This is a genomic window from Streptomyces sp. H39-S7 (assembly GCF_027158205.1).
Classification (GTDB): Bacteria; Actinomycetota; Actinomycetes; order Streptomycetales; family Streptomycetaceae; genus Actinacidiphila.
In genome coordinates this window covers 79,824-106,376 of record NZ_JAPVLU010000032.1, presented here as the reverse complement: position 1 = coordinate 106,376, position 26,553 = coordinate 79,824, and the positions used below count along the sequence as shown (strand labels likewise).

At 71.0% G+C, this 26,553-nt stretch carries 23 protein-coding genes; 17 read left to right on the top strand and 6 right to left on the bottom strand.

The window, feature by feature from the left end:
• Positions 1-101 precede the first annotated feature (101 nt).
• The 8 genes from O3X23_RS27950 (at position 102) to O3X23_RS27915 (ending at position 10,621) form a co-directional block, all read left to right on the top strand.
• On the top strand, positions 102-509 hold the full coding sequence (locus tag O3X23_RS27950; RefSeq protein ID WP_269274348.1) for a hypothetical protein: 408 nt from the start codon (positions 102-104) through the stop codon (positions 507-509).
• An 86-nt stretch (positions 510-595) separates the two neighbouring features.
• Complete coding sequence (locus tag O3X23_RS27945) at positions 596-2,179, top strand: multicopper oxidase family protein (RefSeq protein ID WP_269274347.1); 1,584 nt, start codon at positions 596-598, stop codon at positions 2,177-2,179.
• Positions 2,180-2,282: 103 nt separating this feature from the next.
• Complete coding sequence (locus tag O3X23_RS27940; protein ID WP_269274346.1) at positions 2,283-3,332, top strand: LacI family DNA-binding transcriptional regulator; 1,050 nt, start codon at positions 2,283-2,285, stop codon at positions 3,330-3,332.
• Positions 3,333-3,583: 251 nt separating this feature from the next.
• Complete coding sequence (locus O3X23_RS27935) at positions 3,584-4,984, top strand: ABC transporter substrate-binding protein (RefSeq protein WP_269274345.1); 1,401 nt, start codon at positions 3,584-3,586, stop codon at positions 4,982-4,984.
• Positions 4,985-5,096: 112 nt separating this feature from the next.
• Complete coding sequence (locus tag O3X23_RS27930; protein ID WP_269274344.1) at positions 5,097-6,074, top strand: carbohydrate ABC transporter permease; 978 nt, start codon at positions 5,097-5,099, stop codon at positions 6,072-6,074.
• 15 nt (positions 6,075-6,089) lie between these two features.
• Entirely contained in the window at positions 6,090-6,980 is an 891-nt protein-coding gene (locus tag O3X23_RS27925; RefSeq protein ID WP_269274343.1) for a carbohydrate ABC transporter permease, read from the top strand.
• A 108-nt stretch (positions 6,981-7,088) separates the two neighbouring features.
• On the top strand, positions 7,089-8,762 hold the full coding sequence (locus tag O3X23_RS27920) for a glycoside hydrolase family 13 protein (RefSeq protein WP_269274342.1): 1,674 nt from the start codon (positions 7,089-7,091) through the stop codon (positions 8,760-8,762).
• A 95-nt stretch (positions 8,763-8,857) separates the two neighbouring features.
• Positions 8,858-10,621 (top strand): NAD+ synthase, encoded by a 1,764-nt coding sequence (locus tag O3X23_RS27915; protein ID WP_269274341.1) that lies wholly within the window; start codon positions 8,858-8,860, stop codon positions 10,619-10,621.
• A 13-nt stretch (positions 10,622-10,634) separates the two neighbouring features.
• Here the strand turns inward: O3X23_RS27915 and O3X23_RS27910 are convergent, their stop codons facing one another.
• The 3 genes from O3X23_RS27910 to O3X23_RS27900 all read right to left on the bottom strand — a co-directional run bounded on the left by O3X23_RS27910 (position 10,635) and on the right by O3X23_RS27900 (position 14,024).
• Positions 10,635-11,552, bottom strand: coding sequence for an endonuclease/exonuclease/phosphatase family protein (locus O3X23_RS27910; RefSeq protein ID WP_443047995.1), 918 nt, complete (start codon positions 11,550-11,552; stop codon positions 10,635-10,637).
• A gap of 256 nt (positions 11,553-11,808) precedes the next feature.
• Positions 11,809-12,435, bottom strand: a complete 627-nt coding sequence (locus O3X23_RS27905; protein ID WP_269274339.1) for a TetR/AcrR family transcriptional regulator — start codon at positions 12,433-12,435, stop codon at positions 11,809-11,811.
• A complete protein-coding gene (locus tag O3X23_RS27900) occupies positions 12,432-14,024 on the bottom strand; it encodes an MFS transporter (RefSeq protein ID WP_269274338.1) in 1,593 nt (530 codons plus the stop codon). Before O3X23_RS27900 ends, O3X23_RS27905 begins: the two co-directional genes overlap by 4 nt.
• A 160-nt stretch (positions 14,025-14,184) precedes the next feature.
• Here O3X23_RS27900 and panB point away from each other — a divergent pair, with 160 nt between their 5' ends.
• The 6 genes from panB (at position 14,185) to O3X23_RS27870 (ending at position 19,092) form a co-directional block, all read left to right on the top strand.
• Positions 14,185-15,048, top strand: a complete 864-nt coding sequence (gene panB / locus O3X23_RS27895; protein ID WP_269274337.1) for a 3-methyl-2-oxobutanoate hydroxymethyltransferase — start codon at positions 14,185-14,187, stop codon at positions 15,046-15,048.
• Between the two features lie 126 nt (positions 15,049-15,174).
• Positions 15,175-15,720 (top strand): hypothetical protein, encoded by a 546-nt coding sequence (locus O3X23_RS27890; RefSeq protein WP_269274336.1) that lies wholly within the window; start codon positions 15,175-15,177, stop codon positions 15,718-15,720.
• Positions 15,720-16,313, top strand: a complete 594-nt coding sequence (locus O3X23_RS27885; protein WP_443047993.1) for a sigma-70 family RNA polymerase sigma factor — start codon at positions 15,720-15,722, stop codon at positions 16,311-16,313. Before O3X23_RS27890 ends, O3X23_RS27885 begins: the two co-directional genes overlap by 1 nt.
• The gene (locus tag O3X23_RS27880; RefSeq protein WP_269274334.1) at positions 16,310-17,095 is read left to right on the top strand and encodes an anti-sigma factor family protein; all 786 of its coding nucleotides are present in this window, start codon (positions 16,310-16,312) and stop codon (positions 17,093-17,095) included. Before O3X23_RS27885 ends, O3X23_RS27880 begins: the two co-directional genes overlap by 4 nt.
• A gap of 102 nt (positions 17,096-17,197) precedes the next feature.
• Positions 17,198-18,265, top strand: a complete 1,068-nt coding sequence (locus tag O3X23_RS27875; protein WP_269274333.1) for an ATP-binding cassette domain-containing protein — start codon at positions 17,198-17,200, stop codon at positions 18,263-18,265.
• Positions 18,262-19,092 carry an ABC transporter permease gene (locus O3X23_RS27870; protein WP_269274332.1) on the top strand — a complete coding sequence of 277 codons (831 nt, stop codon included), beginning with the start codon at positions 18,262-18,264 and terminating at the stop codon, positions 19,090-19,092. The genes O3X23_RS27875 and O3X23_RS27870 overlap by 4 nt, the downstream gene beginning before the upstream one ends.
• A gap of 47 nt (positions 19,093-19,139) precedes the next feature.
• Here O3X23_RS27870 and O3X23_RS27865 read toward each other — a convergent pair whose 3' ends face one another.
• The gene (locus O3X23_RS27865) at positions 19,140-22,493 is read right to left on the bottom strand and encodes a BTAD domain-containing putative transcriptional regulator (protein ID WP_269274331.1); all 3,354 of its coding nucleotides are present in this window, start codon (positions 22,491-22,493) and stop codon (positions 19,140-19,142) included.
• 68 nt (positions 22,494-22,561) lie between these two features.
• Between O3X23_RS27865 and O3X23_RS27860 the strand changes: the two genes are divergently transcribed.
• Positions 22,562-23,332: a site-2 protease family protein gene (locus O3X23_RS27860; protein ID WP_269274330.1), complete on the top strand. Its 771-nt coding sequence runs from the start codon at positions 22,562-22,564 to the stop codon at positions 23,330-23,332.
• On the opposite strand, the gene O3X23_RS27855 is transcribed toward O3X23_RS27860, so the two are convergent.
• Positions 23,302-23,502 (bottom strand): hypothetical protein, encoded by a 201-nt coding sequence (locus O3X23_RS27855; protein ID WP_269274329.1) that lies wholly within the window; start codon positions 23,500-23,502, stop codon positions 23,302-23,304. The genes O3X23_RS27860 and O3X23_RS27855 overlap by 31 nt on opposite strands.
• 114 nt (positions 23,503-23,616) lie before the next feature.
• Positions 23,617-24,354 carry an NADPH-dependent F420 reductase gene (npdG, locus tag O3X23_RS27850; RefSeq protein ID WP_269274328.1) on the bottom strand — a complete coding sequence of 246 codons (738 nt, stop codon included), beginning with the start codon at positions 24,352-24,354 and terminating at the stop codon, positions 23,617-23,619.
• A gap of 98 nt (positions 24,355-24,452) precedes the next feature.
• Here npdG and O3X23_RS27845 point away from each other — a divergent pair, with 98 nt between their 5' ends.
• Positions 24,453-25,097 (top strand): hypothetical protein, encoded by a 645-nt coding sequence (locus O3X23_RS27845; RefSeq protein WP_269274327.1) that lies wholly within the window; start codon positions 24,453-24,455, stop codon positions 25,095-25,097.
• Positions 25,098-25,179: 82 nt separating this feature from the next.
• Positions 25,180-26,544, top strand: a complete 1,365-nt coding sequence (locus tag O3X23_RS27840; protein WP_269274326.1) for an MFS transporter — start codon at positions 25,180-25,182, stop codon at positions 26,542-26,544.
• Positions 26,545-26,553 lie beyond the last annotated feature (9 nt).

The following is a 26,553-nucleotide window of genomic DNA, read 5'->3' as shown; positions in this document are numbered from 1 at the left end:
GGGCGCCGGTGATCGGCGGGACACCTGCCGCCGCTCGCGCCCGGTTGTCGGTGGGCTTGTGTAGGGTCCAGTCAGGCTCAGATACCGGAGAGGGGTATGCGATGACGCGCCGGATGCTGCTGTTCGCCGCCCTCCTGCTCGGCATCTTCGCCATGCACACGGTGGGCCATCCGGCGGGCGGGGTCCACGGCGACCCGCGGCCCTCCGCCGCCGGCCGGCCGTTCCCTCCCGCTCAGCACGCGGCCCCGCACCACGGGATGGCCATGGCGCCCGCAGCCGCCGTCCCACGGTCCCACCCTCCGGCGCCCGCGCACGGCACGAGCCCGCTGGCCGTCTGCCTGGCCGTGCTCGGCACCGGCGCCGTCGCCCTGCTGGTCGTCCTCGGCCTGAAGGGCGCCCCGCTGTCCGCCTCCGTCGCGGCGGCCCGCTCCCTCCTCCCCCGGAGCCGGCGGCCGTGGCCGCCGGCTCCTCCGATACCCCTCTCCCGACTGCCGGTGCTGCGCATATAGGACGCCGCCCGACCGCCCGCGCCCCGCGCCCGAGGCGGTCCCGCGTTCCGTCCTGCCCCATCGACACCCATGAGGTGTATTCAGCTATGCGTACCTACCACCGCCGCGCCGTGCTCGGCGCGGGGATCGCCATCGCCGGAAGCGGCCTGCTCGCCGCCTGTTCCGGCGGAACGGCCGCGTCAGGACATCCTGAGCACGGCAACTCCCACGCCGCCGGGGACGGGTACGTCGCGCCCGACGGGCCCGAGGTCGCCGCAGCGGAGAAGGCACGAGCCGGCGACGGACCGGTCGGCGAGGTCCGGCTGACCGCTGTCGAAGGCGTCGTGGACCTCGGCGGGCCGACGGTCAGGACGTGGACGTACGGCGGCGAACTGCCCGGCAAGGAGATCCGGGTGACGGCGGGCGGCTCCCTGTCCGCGACGCTCGCCAACCATCTGCCGCTGGCCACGTCCGCGCACTGGCACGGCCTCGCCCTGCGCAACGACATGGACGGGGTGCCGGGACTGACCCAGTCCCCGGTCAAGGCCGGCGCGGAGTTCGCGTACCGCTTCGCCGTCTCGCGGCCCGGCACGTACTGGTTGCACCCGCACTCCGGCGTCCAGCTGGACCGGGGGCTGTACGCGCCGCTCGTCGTCGAGGACCCGAAGGAGCCGCTGCAGTACGACAAGGAGTGGGTCGTCGTCCTGGACGACTGGCTGGACGGGGTCGACGGCAGCACCCCGGACGCCGTCCTCGCCGAGCTCACCAAGGGCGCGCCCCGCACCGGCATGGACGGCATGGAGGGGATGGAGGGGATGGACGATCCGGCGAGCCGGCGCCCCGCCGACCCGGCCGGACCGAGCCGCATGCTGATGGGGGCCACCAGCGACCTGCTCGGCGGCGAGGCGGGCGACGTGAAGTACCCGTACTACCTCGTCAACGGTCGCGTCCCGCAAGCGCCGCGCGGTTTCACCGCCAAGCCCGGCGACCGGATCCGGATCCGCTTCATCAACGCGGGCGGCGACACCGCCTTCCGCGTCGCGCTCGGTGACCACCCGATGACCGTCACGCACACCGACGGTTACCCCGTCGTGCACGCCGAGACCGACGCGCTGCTGATCGGCATGGGCGAGCGGTACGACGTGCTGGTCACGGCGGGTGACGGCGTCTTCCCGCTGGTCGCCCTCGCCGAGGGGAAGGACGCGGCGGCGCTGGACGTGCTGCGCACCGGCGGCGGAACGGCGCCGACCCCCGCCGACCGGCCGCGGGAGCTGTCCGGCCGGCTGCTCCGGGCCGGCGAGCTGCGGGCCGACCCGTCGGTGGCCCTGCGCGACCCGGGCAGGGCCCCGGACCGCACGGTCACGCTGCGGCTGACCGGCAGCATGGCCCTGTACGACTGGGCCTTCGACGGGGCGGCGTACGATCCGGCGGTCCGCCATGACGTGCGGCAGGGTGAACGGGTCCGGCTGACGATCGCGAACAACACCCGGATGTGGCATCCCGTGCATGTGCACGGGCACACCTTTTCGCTGACCGGCGGCGGCGCCCGCAAGGACACCGCTATGGTGCTGCCCGGACGGACACTCAGCGTCGACCTGGACGCGGACAATCCGGGACTGTGGATGACCCACTGCCACAACGTCTACCACGCCGAGGCGGGCATGATGACGGTGCTCGGCTACCGGCAGTAACGGATCCCCGGTGTCCGGGAGTGATCTCCCGGACACCGAACCTTGCAGGATTGGCGCAAATTTCCCGCAAGAAACTTGCGTAACCTGTACTAGAGTTGACGGCATGACACGACGACTTGCCACGGTGGCAAAGAAGGTCGGGGTGAGCGAGGCGACCGTCAGCCGAGTGCTGAACGGGAAGCCCGGAGTCTCCGATGCGACCAGAGCCGCAGTGCTGACCGCACTCGATGTGCTCGGTTACGAACGACCGACCCAGCTGCGCGGGGAGCGTGCCCGGCTTGTCGGGCTCGTTCTCCCGGAGCTTTCCAATCCGATCTTCCCCGCCTTCGCCGAGGTGGTCGGCGGGGCCCTGGCGCAACAGGGGTTCACCCCTGTGCTCTGCACCCAGACCGTCGGCGGGGTGTCCGAGGCCGATTACGTGGAGTTGCTGCTGCAGCAGCACGTCTCCGGGGCGATCTTCTTCGGCGGCCTGTACGCGCAGGCCGAGTCGTCGCACGAGCACTACGCCCGGCTCGCCGAGCGCAATCTGCCCACCGTGCTGATGAACGCCGCCATCGATCATCTCGACTTCCCGCGGGTGTCCTGCGACGACGCCGTCGCCGTGGAGCAGGGGATGACGCACCTCGCATCGCTCGGCCATGAGCGGATCGGCCTGATCCTGGGCCCGCCCGACCATGTGCCGTCGCAGCGCAAGCTCGCCGCGGCCCGCCGCTGGATCGGGGCGCGCGGCGGCGAACTCCCCGACACCGCCGTCGAACACGCGCTGTTCACGCTGGAGGGCGGGCAGGCCGCGGCCAGCCGGCTGATCCAGCGCGGCGTCACCGCCGTCATCTGCGCCAGCGACCCGATCGCGCTGGGCGCCATCCGGTCCGCCCGCCGCCGCGGGCTGTCGGTGCCGCAGGACTTCTCGGTCATCGGCTACGACGACTCGATGTTCATGAATTGCATCGATCCGCCGCTCACGACCGTCCGTCAGCCCATCGAGGCGATGGGCCGGGCCGCCGTCGACCTGCTCAGCGGCCAGATCAGCGGCACCCCAGTCGACCACGACGAGCTGCTCTTCGAACCCGAGCTCGTCGTACGCGGTTCCACGGGCCCCGTGCCGCGGGCCGCGCATCCCCAGCAGCCGGGGGTGGAAGCGGCCACGCGGTAGCCCGTATTCCGCACGTCCCGGCCCCGGCAGTCGTTGGCAACCCTCCCCGACACCACTGACTGAGAAACAGCTTCGTAATCAAGTCGTGTCTTTGCGAGCTTCGCGCGAAATCTTGCGGACATCTATCGGGTTCAGTACCTTGAGCCCACCCGAGACGGCGGCGCACACCCCGCGCCACGCAACCGCGCAGGGTTCGCAGATCTCAGAGCGCGGAGCATCGTCGCGCAGTGGTTCAGGGGAAGGGTTGATCAATGAAGACAAACCGCTACCGGACGCTGGTGGCCGTCATTCTGGTCGCCGGCGTCGGTATGACCGCCGCGGCCTGTTCGGACAGCAAGGACAGCGCGAAGGACCCCGGCTCGGGCGACAAGAGCGTGAGCGCCAAGCTGGATCCGAGCACCAAGGTCTCCATCACCGTCGACTGCCAGCCGCCCACCACGAAGGCGGCCGAGCGCAAGCAGTGGGCCGACGACATAGCCGCGTTCAAGGTGCTCTACCCGAACGTCACGGTGAACAGCAAGGACGCCTTCCCTTGCGAGGATCCGGCGAAGTTCACGGCCATGATGAAGGGCGGAACGCAAACCGACACCTTCTACACGTACATGACCGACAAGGACCAGGTGCTGGACGCGGGTCAGGCCGCTGACATCACGGCGTACGTCACGCCGGAGACCGTCCCGAACCTCAACGACATCGACCCCAACGTCCTGAACGTGCTGAAGGACGGGGGCAAGCTGTACGGCCTGCCGACCTCGAACTACCAGATGGGCCTGATCTACAACCGCAAGATCTTCACCCAGGCCGGCCTCGACCCCAACAAGCCCCCGACCACCTGGGAGGGCGTGCGGGCCGCGGCCAAGCAGATCCAGGACAAGCTGGGCAGCCAGGGCGTCCACGGCTTCATCGAGAACGCCGGCGGCAACCAGGGCGGTTGGCACTTCACCTCGGAGCTGTACGGGCTCGGCGGGCAGGTGACCTCGGAGGACGGCAAGAAGGCCGCCTTCAACACCGCCGAGGGCAAGACGCTCCTGCAGGCGCTGCACGACATGCGCTTCACCGACAACAGCATGCCCGCGACCCCCGGACTCGCGTGGGGCGACGTCCAGAAGGCCATGGGCACCAGCAAGGTCGGTATGTACGTCGGCGCTCCCGACGACATCCCGCTCGTCGTCCAGCAGTACCAGGCCAAGTTCGAGGACCTCGGCATGGCGCCGATCCCCGGCGGCAAGACCTCGCTGTTCGGCGGCGCCGACTACATGTTCAAGAAGTCGGCCTCGCCCGACCAGATCAAGGCCGGCATCGCCTGGGTCAACTTCAAGTTCCTGACCCTGGAGAAGGGCCAGTTCAACTACCCCCGCAACAAGACGGACGGCATCCCGGTCGGACTGCCGCAGCCGTTCTTCTTCACCGGTGCGTCGAAGGACAAGGACACCTCCACCAAGACCGCGAACGCGACCGTACCGGTGGACAACTTCGCCACCTACGTTGCCGCCCAGGTCCCGGTGAAGCCCGAGCCGCCGAACGCCCAGAAGATCTACACGGTGCTGGACAACGCGATGTCCGGCGCGCTGACCAACAAGAGCGCCGACATCGGCAAGCTCCTCTCCACCGCTGAGACGCAGGTCAACACGTTGCTGGCCGCCAGCCAGTAGCAGCGAGCGGGGGCCGGCCCAAGCGCCGGCCCCCGCGCCGCGGCAACCGTCCGCCGATCAGTAGTCGCTGTGTCCACCGGGGGGTGCCCCCGGCCCCAGTCGAGGAGTTCCTATGGCGGCGACCACCGTCTCCCACAACAAGGCCAAACGCGGTTCCGGGCATGGTTCGCCGAGGGGTTCCCGGCGCCGCCCGGGCCTTCCGGACGAGAACGCCCGCGCGGGGTTCGGCCGGAGACTGCGCCGTGATCTGCAGGCGCATGCGTTCATGATCGGAGCGGTCCTCTGCTTCGGATTCTTCTCCTGGTATCCGATGGTCCGCGAAGTCATCATGAGCTTCCAGAAGACCAAGCGCGGCGAGACCACCTGGGTGGGCTGGAAGAACCTCGAAACCGTCTGGAACGACCCGGGATTCTGGCCGGCCTGGCGCAACACGATGCAGTTCACGCTGTACGCGCTGGTGATCGGATTCGCGGTGCCGTTCGTCATCGCCATCGTGCTCAACGAATTCCGGCACGCACAGGCCTATCTGCGCATCCTGGTGTATCTGCCGGTGATGCTGCCGCCGGTCGCCGGAGTGCTGCTCTTCAAGTACTTCTACAACCCCGAATACGGCCTCTTCAACCACATCCTGCATTTCCTGCACCTGCCGGAACAGGCCTGGCTGGACTCGTCCGGCACCGCGATGATCTCGGTGGTGATCGCTGCCACCTGGATGAGCGCCGGCGGCGCCACCCTCATCTACCTGGCCGCACTCCAGAACGTGCCGGGTGAGCTGTACGAAGCCGCCGACCTGGACGGGGCCGGACTGCTGAGCAAGATCTGGCACATCACGATCCCGCAGACCAGGCCGATCCTGTCGCTGATGCTCCTGCTCCAGATCGTCGCGACGATGCAGGAGTTCACCAACGTCTATCTGCTCACCGGCGGCGCGGGACCCGAGAACTCCACCGGAACCGTGGTCTACATGGTGTACCAGTACGCGTTCCGCTACGACAACTTCGGCAGCGCCTCCGCGCTCGGACTCATCATGCTGGTGGTACTCGGCGGATTCTCCGGCCTGTACGCGCGGCTCAGCCGCGACAGCGACTAGGACGGGGAGAAGGACATGGCAGCGAACCAGCCTCAGCAGCGCACCCTCATATCCTCGGCCGCGCTGAACAGGCCGCACGGAAAAATCATCTACTGGACCGTTCTCACCCTGACCATCGTGGTCTTCACCCTGGTCTTCCTGGGGCCGCTCTACTGGATGGTCTCCGGCGGTTTCAAATCCGCGCAGGAAGTCCTCCAGAATCCACCGACGCTCTTCCCGAAGGACCCGAAGCCGGAGACCTACAAAACGGCGTGGAGCCAGCTGAAGATCGCCCGGCTGCTGTTCAACACGATGTACTACGCGTTCGGCGCACTCGCCTTCCAGCTGGTCTTCGACGTCGCCGCGGCCTACGCCATCTCCAAGCTGCGGCCGGTGCTGGGGAACCTGATCCTCGCCATGATGCTGGCCACGCTGATGATCCCGGCCGCCGTGCTGATCGTGCCGCAGTACCTGACCGTGCTCGACCTGCCGCTGCTGCACATCAACCTGATCGGCACCCCCTGGGCGATCTGGCTGCCCACCGTCGCCAACGGGTTCAACATCTTCCTGCTGAAGCGGTTCTTCGACTCGATCCCCGAGGACCTGATGTCGGCGGCCGCGATCGACGGGGCCAGTCCGCTGCGGACCCTGTGGTCGATCGTGCTGCCGATGTCCCGGCCGATCCTCGGTGTGGTGTCCATCTTCGCGGTGGTCAACGTGTGGAAGGACTTCCTCTGGCCGATGCTCGTGCAGCCCGACACGGACAAGCAGCCGATCAACATCGGGATCAACTCCCTCTCGCAGGGCGTGCCGCAGAACGTCCTCATCGCCGCGCTGGCCATCTCCGCCCTGCCGACGATCGCCATCTTCCTGCTCTTCCAGCGCAACATCATGTCCGGCCTGACCGCGGGCAGCCTCAAGGGCTGACCAGCGCTTCGCCAGGACTGCACCCCTCAGAACTCCGCCGCCGGTCCCATGCCCCATCCCCGCTGAAAGGCCGGCGGCGGGGTCCCTCCTGCCCGAAAGGACGTCTCCGTGGCAGACACCCGCCCGCCCGTCTCCGACCACCACTCCGCCTCGGGCGACTGGTGGCGCAACGCGGTCATTTACCAGGTGTACCCGCGTAGTTTCGCCGACGGCAACGGCGACGGGATCGGAGACCTCGCCGGTGTCCGGGCCAAGCTGCCGTACCTCGGCGAACTGGGCGTCGACGCCCTCTGGTTCAACCCCTGGTACCCCTCCCCCATGTTCGACGGCGGCTACGACGTCGCGGACTACCGGGACATCGACCCGGTGTTCGGCACCCTGGCCGAGGCCGAGAAGCTCATCTCCGAGGCACTGGACCTGGGGATCCGCACCATCATCGACATCGTCCCCAACCACGTCTCGTCCGCGCACCCGTGGTTCCGCGAGGCGCTGGCGGCCGGTCCCGGCAGCCCGGCCAGGGAGCGCTTCTGGTTCCGCCCCGGCCGCGGCGAGCACGGCGAACTGCCGCCCAACAACTGGCCGTCCCAGTTCGCCGGTGTCCCCTGGACGCGGACCGTAAACGATGACGGCACCCCCGGCGACTGGTACCTGCACCTGTTCGACAGCGAGCAGCCGGACCTCAACTGGGACCACCCGGACGTCCGGCGCGAGCACGAGGACGTGCTCCGCTTCTGGTTCGACCGCGGCGCGGCGGGGGTGCGCATCGACTCCGCCAGCCTGCCCGTGAAGGACCCGGCGCTGCCGGACCTGACCGAGGACCGGAGCGGTCCGCACCCTTACGACGACCGCGACGAACTGCACGACATCTACCGCTCCTGGCGCCGGATCGCCGACTCCTACCCCGGCAGCCGCGCCCTGATCGGCGAGGTGTGGATGCCCGACGCCGAGCGGTTCGCGCGGTACCTGCGGCACGACGAGATGCACACCGCCTTCAACTTCGACTTCATGTCGTGCCCCTGGGACGCGGCGCGGCTGCGCGCGTCCATCGACACGACGCTCGCCGCGCACGAGCCGGTGGGCGCGCCCGTCACGTGGGTGCTGTGCAACCACGACGTCACGCGTACCGTGACCCGCTACGGGCGGTCCGACACCGGCTTCGACTTCGCGACCAAGGCGCACGGCACCCCGACGGACCTGGTGCTCGGCACCCGCAGGGCGCGGGCCGCCGCGCTGCTGACGCTGGCGCTGCCCGGCTCGGTCTACATCTACCAGGGCGAGGAGCTGGGGCTCCCCGAGGTGGAGGACATACCGGCCGAGCGGCTGGAGGACCCGATGTACCTGCGCTCGGGCGGCACCGTGCCGGGGCGGGACGGCTGCCGCGTGCCGATGCCGTGGTCGGGCGAGGAGTCCCCGTTCGGCTTCAGTCCCGACGGCGCGGTGCGGCCGCCGTGGCTGCCGCAGCCCGCCGGCTGGGCGGACCGCACCGCCGCCGCGCAGACCGGTGACGCCTCCTCGATGCTGGAGCTCTACCGCTTCGCGCTGCGGCTGCGGGCGGCCGAGCCGGGTCTGGGGGACGGCCCGATCCGCTGGCTGGAGAGCGTTCCCGGTGTGCTGGCGTTCCGCCGTACGGACGCGTTCACCTGTGTCGTCAACCTGTCGGAGCAGCCCGTGGCGTTGCCGCCGGGCACCTCGGTCCTGCTGTCCAGCGGGTCGCTCACCGGCGATCTGCTGCCGTCCGACACGGCCGTCTGGCTGCGGACCCCGGACGGACCGGACGCCTGACGGGACGTCGCCTGACGTGTCCGGCCGGCGCGATGTGCCGCCGGACACGCCTTTCGGGCAGGACATCGCGTCGGTCTGACGATTACAGTGCGGGGGTGCCTCAACTTCGCCTCGCCCTGAATCAGATCGACTCCTGCGTCGGTGACATCGCCGGGAACGCCGAGTCCGTCGTGCACTGGACCCGGCACGCGGCCGAGCGGGGAGCCCACCTGGTGGCGTTCCCCGAGATGATGCTGACCGGCTACCCGGTGGAGGACCTCGCACTGCGCTCGTCCTTCGTCGAGGCCAGCCGGTCCGCGCTGGCCGACCTCGCCGGCCGGCTGGCCGCCGAGGGCTTCGGGGAACTGCCCGTCGTCGTCGGGTACCTGGACCGCAGCGAGAAGGACCAGGCGCGGTACGGGCAGCCCGTCGGGTCCCCGCGCAACGCGGCGGCGGTGCTGTACCGCGGCGGGATCGCGCTGCGCTTCTCCAAGCACCACCTCCCCAACTACGGCGTCTTCGACGAGTTCCGCTACTTCGTCGCCGGCAACACCCTCCCGGTGATCCGGGTGCACGGCGTGGACGTCGCGCTCGCGATCTGTGAGGACCTGTGGCAGGACGGCGGGCGGGTGCCCGCCACCCGCGCCGCCGGCGCCGGGCTGCTGCTGTCGATCAACGCCTCGCCGTACGAGCGGGACAAGGACGACACCCGCCTGGAGCTGGTGCGCAAGCGTGCCCAGGAGGCCGGCTGCACCCTCGCCTATCTGGCGATGGTCGGCGGCCAGGACGAGCTGGTCTTCGACGGGGACTCGATCGTCGTCTCGGCGGCCGGTGAGGTCATCACCCGCGCTCCGCAGTTCGAGGAGGGCTGCGTGCTGGTGGACCTGGACCTGCCCGCCGCGGGCGCGGTGCCGTCCGGCGTCCTGGACGACGGCCTGCGGATCGAGCACGTCACCCTCTCCTCCGAGCCGGTCGCCCGCTACGAGCCGGAGGTGGCCGGCGGGTACGCCGAACCGCTCGCGGACGACGAGGAGATCTACACCGCGCTCGTCACGGGCCTGCGCGCGTACGTCACGAAGAACGGCTTCCGGTCGGTGCTGATCGGGCTGTCCGGCGGCATCGACTCCGCGCTGGTGGCCGCCATCGCCTGCGACGCGGTCGGGCCCGCCAACGTGTACGGGGTCGCGATGCCGTCCCGGTACTCCTCGGAGCACTCGATCGGTGACGCCGAGGAACTGGCCCGCCGCACCGGGCTGAACCTCAGGACGGTCTCCATCGCGCCGATGTTCGACGCGTACATGGCGGCGCTGGGGCTCACCGGCCTCGCCGAGGAGAACCTGCAGTCCCGGATCCGCGGCACCATGCTGATGGCCATCTCCAACCAGGAGGGCCACATCGTGCTCGCGCCGGGCAACAAGAGCGAGCTGGCCGTCGGCTACTCGACGCTGTACGGCGACTCGGTCGGCGCGTACGGGCCGATCAAGGACGTCTACAAGACGACCGTCTTCCGGATCGCCCGCTGGCGGAACGCGTCGGCGGCGGCGAAGGGCGAGACCCCGCCGATCCCCGAGAACTCGATCAGCAAGCCGCCCAGCGCCGAACTGAGCCCCGGCCAGGTCGACACCGACTCACTGCCCGACTACGACGTGCTCGACCGGGTGCTGGAGCTCTACGTCGACCGGGACCAGGGGCGGGACGCGATCATCGCCGCGGGCTTCGACCCGGAACTGGTGACCCGCATCCTGAAGATGACCGACACGGCCGAGTACAAGCGCCGGCAGTACCCGCCGGGCACCAAGATCTCGGCCAAGGGATTCGGCAAGGACCGGCGGCTGCCGATCACCTCGCTGTGGCGCGAGACGGGCCGCGCGGCCAACTGACGCGTCCCCGGGCTCACATCTGGAGGCGGGCGGCGACCGGAAGGTGGTCACTGCCCGTCTTCTCCAGCGTCCAGGACGACATCGGCTCGACGCCCTTGACCATGATCTGGTCGATGCGGGCCATCGGGAAGTCGGACGGCCAGCTGAACCCGAAGCCGTTGCCCGCCGCGCCCTGCGTGGAGCGCATCTGCGAGGTGACGGACGCCAGCGAGCGGTCGTTCATGGTGCCGTTGAGGTCGCCCATCAGCACGACCTTGCCCAGCGGCTCCCGCACGATGGACTCGCCGAGCGCGTCCGCCGCGCGGTCGCGCTGCCCGGCGGTGAAGCCCGCGTTGAACTTCACCCGCACCGACGGCATGTGCGCGACGTAGACCGCGATCCGGCCCTGCGGGGTGGAGACGGCGGCCCGCATCGCCCGCGTCCAGCCGAGCCTGATGTCCACCGCGTGCACGCCGTCGATCGGGTACTTGCTCCACAGTCCGACGGTGCCCTGCACGGAGTGGTAGGGGTAGGCGCCGGCGAGCGCCGCCTTGTACGTGGCGACCTGACCGGTCGCCAGTTCCTCCAGCGCCACGAGGTCGGCGCCCGCGGCGATGACGTCCTTCGCGGTCCCGGTGGGGTCGGGGTTGTCGGCGTTCACGTTGTGCGTGAGCACCGTCAGGTTGCCGCCGGACTTCGCGTTGTCGGTGAGCAGTCCGCCGAAGAGGTTGAACCAGATCATGACCGGGAGCAGCACGGCGATCAGTGCCGTCGCGGAGCGCCGGAGCAGGGCCACCACCAGCAGCACCGGGACGGTCAGGCCCAGCCACGGCAGGAACGTCTCCAACAGGCTGCCGAGGTTGCCGATCCGGTTCGGCACGTGGGAGTGGAAGGACAGCAGCAGGGCCAGGATCACCGCCAGCGCCGCGGTGATGATGCCTCTGCGCCACATGCCGTCGCGCTGCCAGCCGAAGCGCCGGCGCGCTCCTGAGGCTGAACGGTTCGGCTCAGGGCCGTCCGTGGCCGCGTCGGTCATGTGCGCCTGGGTCATGTGGGGGGTCCTCACTTGCCTTGCCGAGTGCCATGCCGACCCTAAGGGATCGACATAAGAACCGACGGGCCGGAAGGGGCGGCGGGTTCCACCGGAACCCCCGCCACCGTCCCCTGTGACAAGACGCGTACATAACGGTCAACTCAGTCAGCACCAGTCACCGCGGGCGCGCGCCCTCCAGGACCGTGTCGACGATCGACTCCGAGAGCCCGTCCTCCAGCGACGCGCCCGGCCGCATCATGGCCCGGCTCAGCATCGGGCCGGCGAATATGTCGCCGAGCAGTTCGAGGTCGAGTCCCTCCCGGATCTCGCCGGTCCGCACCCCGCGCACCAGCACCCCGAGCATGGCGTCGCGCCGGCTGACCACCACGGTGTCGTGGTACTGCTTCCACAACTCGGGGACCTGCTGGAACTGCAGGATGATGTTGCGCATCACCGCCGACGAGCGCTTGGCGAGGCCGCGCCGCCGGATGGCGTCGATGATGGTGATCAGGTCGTCCCGCACCGATTCGCCCGCCAGTTCGGGCGTCGGCTCGTCGATCGAGTTCAACACCTCCATCAGCAGCGCGTTCTTGCCCGGCCAGCGCCGGTAGACGGTGGCCTTGCCGACCCCCGCGTCGCGGGCGATGCCCTCGATGGACAACTCCCCTATCGTGACGCCCTCCTCCAGCAGCCGGAGCACCGTCTCGGTGATCGCGCTGTCGGCGGCGGCGCTGCGCGGGCGGCCGCGGGGTGCGGTGTCGGGCCCGGCCGTCCCGGCCGCCGCCGTCCCGTTCGCGGTCATCGCTCGGCTCCGACGGCCTCCGGGGCGCGGTCTCCGCCCTGTTTCGGTACGGCGTCCCTGCGCGGCAGAAAGGCCAGCACCACGACGGCGCCGATCGCCGCGACGGACGCGGACCCGATCGCGGTGATGTGCATGGCGTGGATGAAGGCGGCGTTGGCGGGCTGCAGCAGCGCCTTGCCCGCGGGCCCCATGTTCTCGGCGACGCCGTAGGTGGCCTGGATGGACTCGCCGGCCGCGTGCCGGGCGGGCGCCGGCAGACCGGTGAGGTGGCTGTCGATGCCGTTCCGGTAGGTGGTGGAGAGCAGCGAGCCCAGGATGGCCACCCCGAGGGCGCCGCCGACCTGCCGGAAGGTGTTGTTGACGGCAGATCCGGAGCCGGCCTTCTCGCGCGGCAGCGACGACATGATCATGACGGTGGCGGGCGGCATGACGTGGGCCATCGCCGTGCCCATCAGGAAGAAGAGCACTTCCAGGATCCAGATGGGGCTGTCCTGGTCGAGCAGCAGGAAGCCGAGGAACGCGACGGCCGTCAGCGCCAGGCCCATCGCGCACACCGCACGCGGGCCGAACCGGTCGACGGCCAGCCGGGCGCGTGGCGCGAAGATCATCTGGGCGGCGGCGAGCGGCAGCAGCAGCACGCCGGACTGCAGGGCGCTGTAACCGCGCACGCTCTGCGTGTAGAAGACGACGAAGAACGTCACGCCCATGAGCGCGAAGAAGACCAGTCCTATGGCGGCGACCGACGCCGAGAACTGCCGGTTGCGGAAGTAGTTGACGTCGAAGGCGGGGTGGTCGCTGCGCTTCTCGTACAGCACGAAGCCCGCGATCACGACGAGGCCGGCCAGGATCGTCACCCAGACCTTGGGCTGGGTGAAGTCGCCGAGCTGACCGCCCTTGATGATCCCGTAGATCAGCACGACCAGGCCGACGACGGAGAGCAGCACGCCGACGGGGTCGAGGCGGCCCGGGTGGGGGTCCTTCGAGTCGGGCACCAGGATGACCATCGCGATCAGGGCGACGGCCACGATCGGCACGTTGATCAGGAAGACCGAGCCCCACCAGAAGTGCTCCAGCAGCGCGCCGCCGGTGATCGGGCCGATCGCGATGGCCAGGCCGACCACGCCGGTCCAGATGCCGATGGCCTTGGGCTGCTCCTCGCGCTCGAAGACGTTCATGATGATCGCGAGCGTCGCGGGCATGATGAACGCGCCACCGAAGCCCATCACGGCACGGAAGGCGATGAGCTGCCCCGACGAGTCGGACACCGCGGAGAGCGCGGAGCCGATGCCGAAGACGAGCATGCCGAAGAGCAGCACCTTCTTGCGGCCCAGCCGGTCACCCAGCAGCCCGGCCGTGAACAGCAGCCCCGCGAAGACCAGGGTGTAGGAGTTGATCGCCCATTCGAGCTGGCTCTGGGTGGCGCCGAGGCCGGTGGGGGCGGGCTGGGCGATCGTCTTCATCGCCACATTGAGGATGGAGTTGTCCAGCACCACCACCAGGAGGCTGAACAGCAGGACGGTGAGGACCGCCCACCGGCGGCGGTGGATCGCCTCGGGGATGGCCCGGCTCTGACTCGAGGGTATGGACATGGCTCCACGCTAGCCCGCATTTCCGATACGGGACCGTCTCGTATCGTAAAGCAGGGGTAAAAATAAGGGGGCTCTTTGCGTTGGCGCCCGCACGTGCCAGCATGGAAGGGATCCGGGGACGCCGTCAGGGTGCCTCGAGATGACTGAAGGAGCCGTTGCAATGACGCAGATTCCGGCTGCCCAGAAGCAATCCGACAGCGTCCGCGCGCTGTACGGGGGCACGGGCACGCGCCGTATCACCGTCCGCGACATCACCGCCGCCAAGGACCGCGGCGAGAAGTGGCCCATGCTCACCGCCTACGACGCCGTGACCGCCTCCGTCTTCGACGAGGCCGGAATCCCGGTGCTGCTGGTCGGCGACTCGATGGGCAACTGTCACCTGGGCTACGACACCACCGTCCCGGTCACCATGGACCAGATGACGATGCTCTCCGCGGCCGTCGTCCGCGGCACCAGCCGCGCCCTGATCGTCGGCGACCTCACGTTCGGCTCCTACCAGGAGGGCCCGGTCCAGGCGCTGCGCAGCGCGACCCGGCTGGTCAAGGAGGCCGGGGTGCAGGCGGTCAAGCTGGAGGGCGGCGAGCGCTCGCTGGCCCAGACCGAGCTGATCGTCCGGTCCGGGATCCCGGTCATGTCGCACCTCGGCCTGACCCCGCAGTCCGTCAACGCCATGGGCTACCGCGTCCAGGGCCGCGGTGACGAGGCCGCCCACCAGCTGCTGCGCGACGCGAAGGCGGCGCAGGACGCCGGCGCCTTCGCGGTCGTCCTGGAGCTGGTGCCGGCCGATCTGGCCGCCGAGGTCACCCGGTCGCTGCACATCCCGACCGTCGGCATCGGCGCCGGGGCCGAGTGCGACGCCCAGGTGCTGGTGTGGACCGACATGGCGGGCATGACCGGCGACCGCGTGCCGCGCTTCGTCAAGCAGTACGCGCAGCTGCGCTCGGCGCTCGGCGACGCGGCCAAGGCCTTCGCCGAGGACGTCACCGGCGGGGCGTACCCGGCCGAGGAGCACAGCTTCCACTAGGACGTGAGGCACTCCCGGATCCGGAAGGACTCGTTCGCCCGCGGGTGAGTCGTCCGGGTCCGGGATGCGTACTACAGGGTGAGCGCCGCCAGCGGCGGCGAACCCCGCACAGTACGGGAAGTCATCATGCCCATCACCCTCACCGGCAGGACGGCGGCGGCCGGAGCGTGCGCCGCCGCGGCGCTGCTGGCACTCAGCGCGTGCGGATCCTCGAACGACTACGGCGGAACCGCGTCGCCTCCCCCCGCCTCGTCCTCGTCGGCCGCGGGCGGCGCCGGGCTGGCGACCGGGCGGGACGCCAAGCTGGGCGCGATCGTCACGGACGCCCAGGGCTTCACGCTCTACCGGTTCGACAAGGACAGAACGGCTCCGCCGGTGTCCAACTGCGCCGGGCAGTGCGCGACCATCTGGCCCCCCGTCGCCGCGGTCCGGGACAGCGCCGTCAAGGGCGTCGACCAGAACCTCGTCGGCACCGTCACCCGCGCCGACGGCAGCAAGCAGGCGACGCTCGGCGGCCGGCCGCTCTACCGCTACGGCGGGGACGCCAAGGCCGGCGAAACCAACGGTCAGGGTGTCGGGGGCACCTGGTTCGTGGTGGCCCCGGACGGCACGAAGGCCGGGGGCGTGGCGCAGTCGCCCGCGCCGTCCGATACCGGGTCGAACGGTTACTGATGCGGAACAACTCAACGCCGACACTCGCGCCGCGGCGCCCGGTACGACAGGATGCCGCCGTGGACGGGGATGCCACCGGGCCGCTCCCGGAAGAGGAATTCATGCGCGCGCTGTATCGCGAACACGCGGGCGCGCTGCTGGGCTTTGTGCTGAACCTGGTGGGTGGTGACCGGTATCTGGCGGAAGACGTCGTCCAGGAGACGCTGCTGCGGGCCTGGAAGAGCGCGGGAAGGCTGGATCCGGCGGCCCGTTCGCTGCGGCCCTGGCTGGTGACCGTCGCGCGACGTATCGTGATCGACGGCCATCGCAGCCGGCAGTCCCGGCCGCCGGAGGCTCCGCCGGCCGCGCTCGACCAGCTGCCCGCAGAGGACGAACTCGACCGGTCGCTGCGGCTCATGACGATCTCCGACGCCCTCGGCGATCTGACCGAGGCGCACCGGCAGGTGCTGATCGAGACGTACTTCGCGGGCCGTACGGTGAACGAGGCGGCGGACGAGCTGGGCGTACCGCCCGGCACGGTGCGCTCACGGGTGTTCTACGCCCTGCGCGCGCTCAGGAACGCACTGGAGGAGAGAGGGGTGACCACCTCATGACCGAGTACGCACCCGGGCCGGGGGCGCCCCTCGACCCGCACACGGAGGTCGGCGCCTACCTCATCGGCGCGCTGGACGACGACGCGATGACGCGTTTCGAGCAGCACCTCGTGGACTGCGAGCAGTGCGGACGGCAGCTGGACGAGCTGAGCGGACTCGTACCGCTCCTCGGTGAGCTGCGGCAGAGCGGCGGCATGCCGGAGCCCGTGCGGGAGTGGCCGCCGGGTGCGACGTCCGCGCGCCCGCCCGCGCAGCCCTTCCACCAGCCCTATCCCGAGCCCGTCGCGCGACCCCCCGTACAGCCGGCCCCGCAGATCTCGACGCACCGGCCCTCGCGGCGGCGGCCCGGCCGCGGCCGGCGGCTGGTGCTCGCGCTGGCGGCCTGCGGAGTGCTGGCCCTGTGCGGCTCGGCCGTCGCGGTCCTCGTCACCCAGCAGGACGGCTCGTCGCCGCAGGCGGCGGCCGTGCAGTTCACCGGGGGCGACCCGGCGACCGGGGCCAATGCCACGGTCGGCGTCACCGGCAAGAAGTGGGGCACCCAGATCGATCTCCGGCTCTCCGGGGTCAACGGCCCGCTGACCTGCAGCCTCGTGGCCGTGGGCCGGGACGGCAGCCGGCAGACCGTCGCCACCTGGTCGGTCCCGGCAGCCGGGTACGGCACCACCGCGCAGCCCGAACCGCTCACCGTCCAGGGCGCGGCGGGCCTCTCCCCCGCCGACATCACCGGCTTCGACGTCGTCACCTCCACCGGCAAGCACCTGGTCACCGTTCCGACCGCCTGAGGGCTGTGTCGGCCGGCGCCATGTGATCGCCGTGTCAGGCCGGTGGGCGCGGTGTCAGGGCCGTGTCGGTCCGCTGTCAGCGGGCCGCGCCATGGTTGACCCATGACGACGCGACAGAGTGACAAAGTGGGCGCCGCCGTCGAGGTACGGGGGCTGGTCAAGCACTATGGTGAGACGAAGGCCCTGGACGGTGTGGACCTCGATGTACGGCAGGGCACCGTACTGGGTGTCCTGGGGCCGAACGGCGCCGGGAAGACGACGCTGGTCCGGGTGCTCTCCACCCTGATCCAGCCGGACGCGGGCAGTGCCCGGGTCGCCGGATACGACGTACTGAAGCAGCCGCGGCAGCTGCGCCGGGTGATCGGTCTGACGGGGCAGTACGCCTCGGTGGACGAGAAGCTCTCCGGCTGGGAGAACCTCTACATGATCGGGCGGCTGCTCGATCTCTCCCGCAAGGACGCGAAGTCCCGCGCCGACGGGCTGCTGGAGCGGTTCTCGCTCACCGAGGCCGCCAAGCGGCCGGCGAGCGGGTACTCCGGCGGCATGCGGCGCCGGCTCGACCTGGCGGCCTCCATGATCGGCAACCCGTCGGTGCTCTATCTGGACGAGCCGACGACGGGCCTGGACCCCCGCACCCGCAACGAGGTGTGGGCCGAGGTCAAGCGCATGGTCGCCGAGGGCGCCACGGTCCTGCTGACCACGCAGTACATGGAGGAGGCCGAGCAGCTCGCCGACGAGCTGACGGTCATCGACCGCGGCCGGGTCATCGCCAACGGCCGGGTCGACGAGCTCAAGGCCAAGGTCGGCGGGCGCACCCTGCAGATCCGGCCGATCGACACGGTGTCGCTGCCCGCGATGTCGACCGCGCTCGCGCAGGCCGGGCTGGACGGGGTGGCCGGCGCCACCATCGACCACGCGGAGGGCGTACTGAACGTCCCGATCCTCAGCGACGAGCAACTGACGTCGGTGGTCGGGCTGCTGGGCGCCCGCGGTTTCGGCCTCTCCGGCATTGGGACGCATCTCCCCAGCCTGGACGAGGTGTTCCTCTCCATCACCGGCCAGAAGCCGGACCAGGGAGCTCCGTCCGGCGGTGCCGACCCGTCCGGTTCCGGCGAGCAGCCCGCGTTCGCCACCGAGAAGTCCGACGTAGAAGAGGGGGTAGCGGTATGAGCACCGCAGTCATCACCACCACCGCGCCCGCCAAGGCGCAGCACCATGAGGGCCGGATCGGCCTCCGGGCCAATCTGCGGCACATCGGGGCGCTCGCGCGCCGCAACATGCTGCAGATCAAGGAAGACCCGGAGTCGATGTTCGACGCCGTGCTGATGCCCATCATCTTCACGCTGCTGTTCGTGTTCGTCTTCGGCGGCGCGATCTCGGGCAAGGGCAACCAGCACGAGTACGTGAACTACGTGATCCCCGGTCTGATGGCGATGATGGGCATGAACATCTCGATGGCCGTCGGCACCGGGGTCAACCAGGACTTCAGCACCGGGGTGATGGACCGCTTCCGCACCATGCCGATCGCCCGGTCCTCGGTCCTGATCGCCAAGATCATCGTGGAGATCGGCCGGATGCTGGTCGCCACCACGATTCTGCTGATCATGGGGTTCATCCTGGGCCTGTCGATCTCGACGTCCGTGTTCCACCTGCTGGCCGCGGTCGCGCTCTCGATGGTCTTCGGTGCCTCACTCATGTGGATCTTCATCCTGCTGGGGCTGACGATGAAGACCGCGCAGGCCGTACAGGGGGTGGCCATGCTCGTTCTCATGCCGCTGCAGTTCGGATCGTCGATCTTCGCTCCGACGACGACGATGCCGGGCTGGCTCCAGGCCTTCACCGACGTCAATCCGCTGTCGAACCTGGCGGACGCCGCGCGCAGCCTGATGAACGGCGGTCCCGTCGCCCACTCGGTCCTGGTCACCCTGGCCTGGGCGGTCGGCATCACGGTGGTCACCGCGCCGCTGGCCGTACGCAAGTTCCGCAACAAGACCTGACCGGCCTCCGACCGGGAAAGCCGGCCCGGACCGGGCCGGCCTCCGGGTCAGTCCTCCACGCGCATCAGGGCGATGGTCTCCACGGCGGAGAGGCCATCGCCTTCGGCGTAGGCGCTCTCGAACGCGGCGTCGCCGAGCAGCGCCACCAGGTCCCGCCGGCCGTCCGCCAGCTCCTCGCGCTCCAGTGGGGAGGGGACGGTGGGTCGCAGCCGGTCGTGCGCGCCGAGCAGGGTAGCGGCCCGGGCGGCCATCGCCGCCTGCTCGCGCGGGGTGGCTCCGGAGGACGCCCTGGCGACCAGGATGGTCACCGCCACCGGCACCAGCAGCATGCCGATTCGCGGGGCGATGACCTCGGTGAGCGTAGTGGCGGTCAGCTCGTCCAGCCCCTCCCGCAGGTACCGCAGACCCCCTACCGGGTCGCCGCTGCGGCAGGTCAGCCAGCCCTTGATCCCGCGCAGCATCCCGGTGACGAACAGCGGGACGCCGACCGGCGGGCTGACCAGCATCCCGTCGATGATGGCGTGGCCCTCGTCGAGTTCGCCCCGGCGGCCCAGCAGCGCGCAGAGCAGCACCCGTCCGTAGAAGGCGGAGCCGCCCGCGGCGGGGCCGACCTCGTCGGCGTCCACGATCGCCGCCCGCAGCAGCGCCTCGCCCACCTTCGCGTCCCCGGTGTTGATGATCATGTCGCCGAGCCGCACGTTGAGAAGCGGCACCATCTGGTACGAACCCAGCTCCCGGGCCATCGTGATCGCCTCGCGGCAGCACTCCGCCGAGCGCTCCCACTGGCCGCTGTTCGCGGTCGCCTCGGCCTCGGCGGCGAGCGCCTCGGCCATCCCCCAGCGGTCGCCGACCTGGCGGAAGAGCTCCCGGCTCTCCCGGACGTCGGCCATCGACTGCTCGAGCTTCTCGGTCACGTCATTGAGCATCTTCGCCCGGATCTGCAGCGCGAACGCCAGCTCCCACGGCCCGCCGAACGCCCGGCAGCCCACCACCAGGTTGTCCACCAGCTCCGGCATCCGCTCGAACTCGCCGGACAGGAACGCCGCGAAGGGACTCATCAGCCCCGGCCGCCGGGCGCTCTGCGGCAGGTGCGGCGGATAGGCGTCGATGATCGCCCGGCCGACCCTCGCCATGTCGGGATCGCCCCAGCGGTTCTCCACGTCCCCGCCGTTGGTGACGAGCTGCATCATCCGCACCCAGCGCCGCGCCTCGTCCAACTGCGCGGGGCCCATCGGCGGCGGCGTGTCCAGCGGGCCGTGCTCCATCGGTTCCAGCAGGGCCGGTTCGTCGAACGGGTCGGGTCCCAGCGCCGCCACGGCGGCCGGCCAGGTCATCTGCTCGGTGTGGTAGTTGCGCATCTCCCAGAACCAGCCGCAGGCCAGCACCAGTTGCAGCGCCTCCTGCTCGTCCCCCAGCTCGACGGCGCGGCGCAGCGCCGTCCGCAGATTCTCGTGCTCGTGCTCCAGCCGTGCCAGCCAGAGCAGTTGGTCGGCTCCGCGCAGCTCGGGGTCGGCGGTACGGATGTACTCGCGGAAGCACCGGAGGTGGCGGCGCTCGACCACCGCGCGCTCACCGGACTCGTCCAGCCGCTCGGCCGCGTACTCGCCGATGGTCTCCAGCATCCGGTAGCGGGCGCCGTCGTCGGTGAGGTCGGCGAGGACCAGCGACTTGTCGACGAGCGAACCGAGCAGGGCCGGAGCGTCGGCGGCGTCGATCCCGTCGCCGGAGCACACCTCCTCGACGGCTTCCAGCGTCCAGCCGCCCGCGAAGACCGCGAGCCGGCGCAGCAGGGTCCGTTCCGCCGGGTCCAGCAGGTCCCAGCTCCAGTCGACGACCGCGCGCAGCGTCTGCTGGCGGGGCAGTACGGTCCTGCTGCCGCCGGTCAGGAGCCGGAACCGGTCGTCGAGCCGGTCGGCGAGCTGGCGCGGGGTGAGGCTGCGCAGCCGGGCGGCGGCCAGTTCGATGGCGAGCGGCAGCCCGTCGAGCCGGCGGCACAGTTCGGCGCACGCGACCGGGTCGTCCTCCACCGTGAACCCGGGCCGCGCAGCGGCGCCGCGGTCGGCGAGCAGCTTCAGGGCGAACGGGTCCGGCAGCGGGTCCAGCGGCCTGACCCGTTCACCGGGGACACCCAGCGGCTCGCGGCTGGTGGCGAGGACGGTGACGCCCGGGCAGTGCGCGAGGAGTTGCTCCGCGAGGGCGGCCGCCGCGTCGATGACGTGTTCGCAGTTGTCGAGCACCAGCAGCAGGCTGCGTCCCGCGCAGTACTCCGCGAGCGCCCTGGCCGGGTCCTTGGTCTTGCCCTCCGCGCTCAGCGCCTGCTCGGTGGCGCTGCCGGGGTGCAGCAGCGTCTCGCGCAGCCCGAGCGAGGTGAGCACCGCCTCGGGGACCGTCCGCGGATCACTGACGGGAGCGAGCTCCGCGTACCAGACGCCGTCGGGCCAGCGATCGGCGAGCAGGTCGCCCGTCTCCTGCGACAGCCGGGTCTTGCCGGTCCCGCCGGGTCCCGTCAGGGTGACCAGCCGGGCGGTGGCCAGGTCCGCCCGGATCGCGGTGAGTTCTGCCGCCCGGCCGACGAAGCTGGTGAGGCGGGCGCGGGCGTTGCCCGAGCGGCGGGAGGCCGGCGCGGACGGCGGACCGGTGGCGACCCCGGCGTCGGCGGTGGGCGACGGTCCGCGGCCGGTCTCCGGCGCCAGCAGTTCCGTGTGCAGGGCGCGCAGTTCGGCGCTCGGGTCGGTGCCCAGCTCGTCGGCGAGGTCGCGGCGGACGTCCTCGTACGCGGAGAGCGCGTCGGCGGTGCGGCCCGCGTCGCGCAGCGCCCGGATGTGCAGGGCGCGGATCGACTCGTTGAGCGGATGGGCGGCGGCGAGCCCGGCGAGTTCGGGCAGCTGCCGCTCCGCGCGGCCGAGCGCGAGCCCGGCGGTGAGGCGCAGCCGGACCGCCTCCAGCCGCAGTTCCTCGCAGCGCACCGCGAGGGTGTCCCGGTCGGGGAGGTCGGCGAACGCCGCTCCCCGCCACAGGGCGAGGGCGTCCTCCAGCAGGTCGGAGGCCTTCACCGGGTCGCCGTCGGCCAGCGCCCTGCCGCCCTCGTCCACCAGCCGCTCGAAGCGGTGCGCGTCGACCGCCTCGGGGGCGGCGCACAGCCGGTAGCCGCCGTCGGCGGAACCGATCGCGTCATGACCGATGGCCCGGCGCAGCCGCGCGACCAGGGCCTGGAGCGCGCCGGTCGCGTTAGCCGGCGGACCGTCCCCCCACAGTTCGTCGATGAGGGACTCGGCGGTTATCAGCCGTCCGGGGCGCAGGGCCAGCGCCGTCAGCAGCGCGCGCAGGCGCAGCCCCGCGAGCGGGACGGGGGTACCGTCGTCGCGGAATGCCTGAGTGGAGCCGAGGATCGCGTAACGCACGACCCCATCTTGCCCTCAATCACGGGGCCGGCTTGTAAATTACGGCCGCCCGGCGACATCATCCCCGTATGAGCAGCACAGATACCCGCAGTGACCACCGGATCAGTCCGATCTTCCTGGGGATCGCGGCAGTCATGGCCGTGTCGGGCTGGGCGGTGTGGACCGGCTTCTCCGCCAGCACCGGCTTCGGCGTCTTCCTCTTCGTGGTCTCCGGGTGGGTCGTCTCGCTGTGCCTGCACGAGTACGCCCACGCGCGCACGGCACTGCACAGCGGGGACATCACGATAGGCGACAAGGGCTATCTGACCCTGAACCCGCTGAAGTACACCCACGCGCTGCTCAGCATCGTGCTGCCGGTGATCTTCGTGATCATGGGCGGCATCGGGCTGCCGGGCGGCGCGGTCTTCATCGAGCGGGGCCGGATCCGGGGGCGCTGGCGGCACAGCGTGATCTCGGCGGCCGGACCGCTGATGAACGTGCTCTTCGCGATCGTCCTGATGCTGCCGTTCGCCTTCGGCGCGACGGACTCCTGGCCGGTCGGCTTCCTGGACGCGTTCGCGTTCCTGGCGATGCTCCAGGTGACGGCGGCGGTCCTGAACCTGCTGCCGGTGCCGGGTCTCGACGGCTACGGGATCATCGAGCCGTGGCTGTCGTACAACGTCCGCCGTCAGGTGGAGCCGTTCGCGCAGTTCGGTCTGCTGGCGGTCTTCGGGTGTCTGTGGATCCCCGAGGTGAACCGGGCGTTCTTCGACTTCGTCTACGCCGTGATGGGCTGGTTCGACGTCTCGCAGTACGCCATCAGCGACGGCTACCGGCTGTTCAGATTCTGGGTCTCCTGAGCCCTGGTCGCGGCCTTCGCCTTGCGCACGTAGTACCAGCACATGTTGCTGGACAGTCCCGCCAGCAGGATCCAGACGACACCGGTCCAGCTGCCGTTCGCGAAGGAGACGACGGCCGCGGCGGCCGTGAGCACGAACACGGCGAGGGCGTAGACGGCGAGGCGGGGCATGGGGAGGAGCTCCTGTCCGGAAACCGGTGACATACGGTCCTGACGATTGTCCCCCACACCCCGCCGTGCCCCGCGACCCCGGCCGGCCCCGGTGGCCGCCCCGGGGCCGGACGATCAGATGTCGGTGACGCGCAGGCCGGCGTGGGCCTTGTAGCGGCGGTTCACCGAGATCAGGTTGGCGACCAGCGACTCGACCTGGTGCGCGTTGCGCAGCCGGCCCGCGAAGACACCGCGCATGCCCGGGATGCGGGCGGCCAGCGCCTGGACGAGGTCGGTGTCCGCGCGGACCTCCCCCAGCACCATCACGTCGGTGTCGATCTCCGCGATCTCCGGGTCCGAGAGCAGCACCGCCGACAGGTGGTGGAAGGCCGCGGTCACCCGGGACTCCGGGAGCAGCGCGGCGGCCTGCTGGGCGGCGCTGCCCTCGTCGGGCTTCAGCGCGTAGGCGCCCTGCTTGTCGAAGCCCAGCGGGTTGACGCAGTCGACGACGAGCTTGCCCGCCAGCTCCTCGCGGAGCGACTCCAGCGTCTTGGCGTGCCCGTCCCACGGCACCGCCACGATCACGATGTCGCTGCGCCGGGCGCACTCCGCGTTGTCCGCGCCCTCCACACCCAGCCCCAGCTCGTCGGCGGCGGTCCGCGCACGGTCCACGGTGCGCGACCCGATGATCACCTTCTGGCCGGCCTTCGCCAGCCGGTACGCGAGCCCGCGGCCCTGGTCGCCGGTGCCGCCGAGCACGCCGACCACCAGGCCGGACACGTCCGGCAGGTCCCAGGGGTCCTTGGCCGGTGCCTTGGCGGGGGCGGCGGGGGCGGACGCGGGGGCGGTGTTCACATCGTCAGGGGAAGTCATGCGGGCGATCCTGCCACGCGCGGCGCGCCGCCACTCGTTACGGGGGAAGTGCCACGAGCGGCCCCGTACGGTGCCGCCGGTCCGGCAGGATGCCCGCCATGGACGCGGTACGGGTGGCGCTGTTGCGGGAAGTTCTGGCGGGGACCGAGTGGCTCCAGTCCGCGCGCTCCTTCGCGGGGTCGCTGCGGGCCTCGGTGCACCGGCGTCCCGGCGGTCTGCTGCTGGTGGGGACATCGGGCTACGAACCCTGGCATCTGGCGGCCCACCTGGACGACGAGGCGGCGTGGAGCGGGCTGACGGAGCTGTCGCCGACGCTGGTACGGTTCCGGATCCCGGCGGGAGCCCCGGCCCATCTGGCCGTGGGACTGCGGCGGCTGGAGGGCGCGCGACGCGGCGAGACGGTGTTCGTGACCAGCCCGCAGCCGCCGGGAGCCGCGCTGCTGGAGCGGGTGGCGGACGCCCGCCGGGCCGGCGCGACGGTGCTGGCGATGGACGCGGGCGACCCCGGGCTGCGGGAACTGGCGCACGACGCGCTGACCGTACCGCCGGAGGCGGCCCGCGAACCCGGGCAGAAGGATCCGCCGGACGGGACGGCGCCGATGGGGATGGACCTGCTGCAGCACCTGGTCGCCGCCGCGGCCGGTGAGAACAGCCTGCCGGCCGCCCGCCGCCACGGCTCGCTCCGCGACCGGCTGTCCCGGCTGGCCGACCAGCTGACGTCACCTCCACCAGCCCGCTGGTAGCGGCCGAGCGCCGCCCGCGAAGATCCGGCCGGGCCCGAAATCCATTTGCCCCGCGCGGCCCGGAGGCGGAGCATGCGAACCCGTGAACGACAGCCTTCCCGACCCCGGCCCGCCCCCGTCCCGGTGGAGAGCCCTGCTCCCCGACCTGGCCCCCTGGCGCTCCTCGCGCGACTTCCGCCTCATGTGGATGGCCGGGGTGGTGACGGTCTTCGGCAGTTTCCTGACCTTCGTCGCGCTGCCGGTGCAGATCAAGGAGCTGACCGGGTCCGCGGTCGCCGTCGGTGCGATCGGCGCCGTCGAGCTGGTGCCGCTGATCGTGTTCGGGCTGTACGGGGGCGCGCTCGCCGACTCCATGGACCGCCGCAAGCTGATCCTCTACAGCGAGGCCGCCCTCGGCCTGCTGTCGGCGCTGCTGCTCGCCAACACGCTGCTGCCGCATCCGATGGTGTGGCCGCTGTACGTGGTGGCCGCGGTGTCGAGCGCCCTGACCGGGCTGCAGCGCCCCGCGCTGGACTCGATCGTGCCGCGGATCGTCGCGCACGACCAGCTGTCGGCGGCGGCGTCGCTGAACGCGCTGCGCTGGCAGGTCGGCGCCATCGCGGGTCCGTCGCTGGCGGGCGTGCTCATCGCCTTCGCGGGGCTGTCGTGGGCGTACGCCATCGACATCGGGACGTTCGCCGTCTCGGTCGTCCTGGCCCTGGGGCTGCGGCCGTCACCGGCGGCGTACGACGCGGAGAAGCCGTCGCTGCGCGGCATCGCGGAGGGCGCCCGCTACGCCTGGGGCCGCAAGGAACTGCTCGGCACGTACGCGATCGACATGGCGGCGATGTTCTTCGCCTTCCCGACCGCGATCTTCCCGTTCCTCGCCGACGATCTGCACGCCCCCTGGGCGCTGGGCCTGATGTACGCGGCCGGGTCGGTCGGCTCGCTCGCGGTCAGCGTGACCAGCGGCTGGACGTCGCGGATCCACCGGCACGGCCGGCTGGTGGTGGTCTCGGCGATCGGCTGGGGGGCGGCGATGGCGGTCGCCGGGTGGATGGCGAACATCTGGCTGGTCCTGCTCCTGCTGGCGGTCGCCGGCGGCTGCGACATGGTCAGCGGCATCGGCCGGAGCACCATGTGGAACCAGACGATCCCCGACGAGCTGCGCGGCCGGCTGGCCGGCATCGAGCTGCTGTCGTACTCGGTGGGGCCGCAGCTCGGCCAGGTGAGGGCCGGCGGCATGGCGGCACTGACCAGCGCCCGTACCTCGGTCTGGAGCGGCGGCGCGGCCTGTGTCGCCGCCGTGGGGCTGCTGGCCCTGGCGCTGCCCGGACTGATGTCCTACGACGCCCGCACCAACGAACACGCGGTGCGGATGCGGAAGGCCAAGGCCGGCCCCGGGCCCGCCGCCACGCCCGCCGCGCCCGCCGGATCTCCGGCGTCCGCGGCGGCCTCAGCGGTCTGAGTCCGGGCC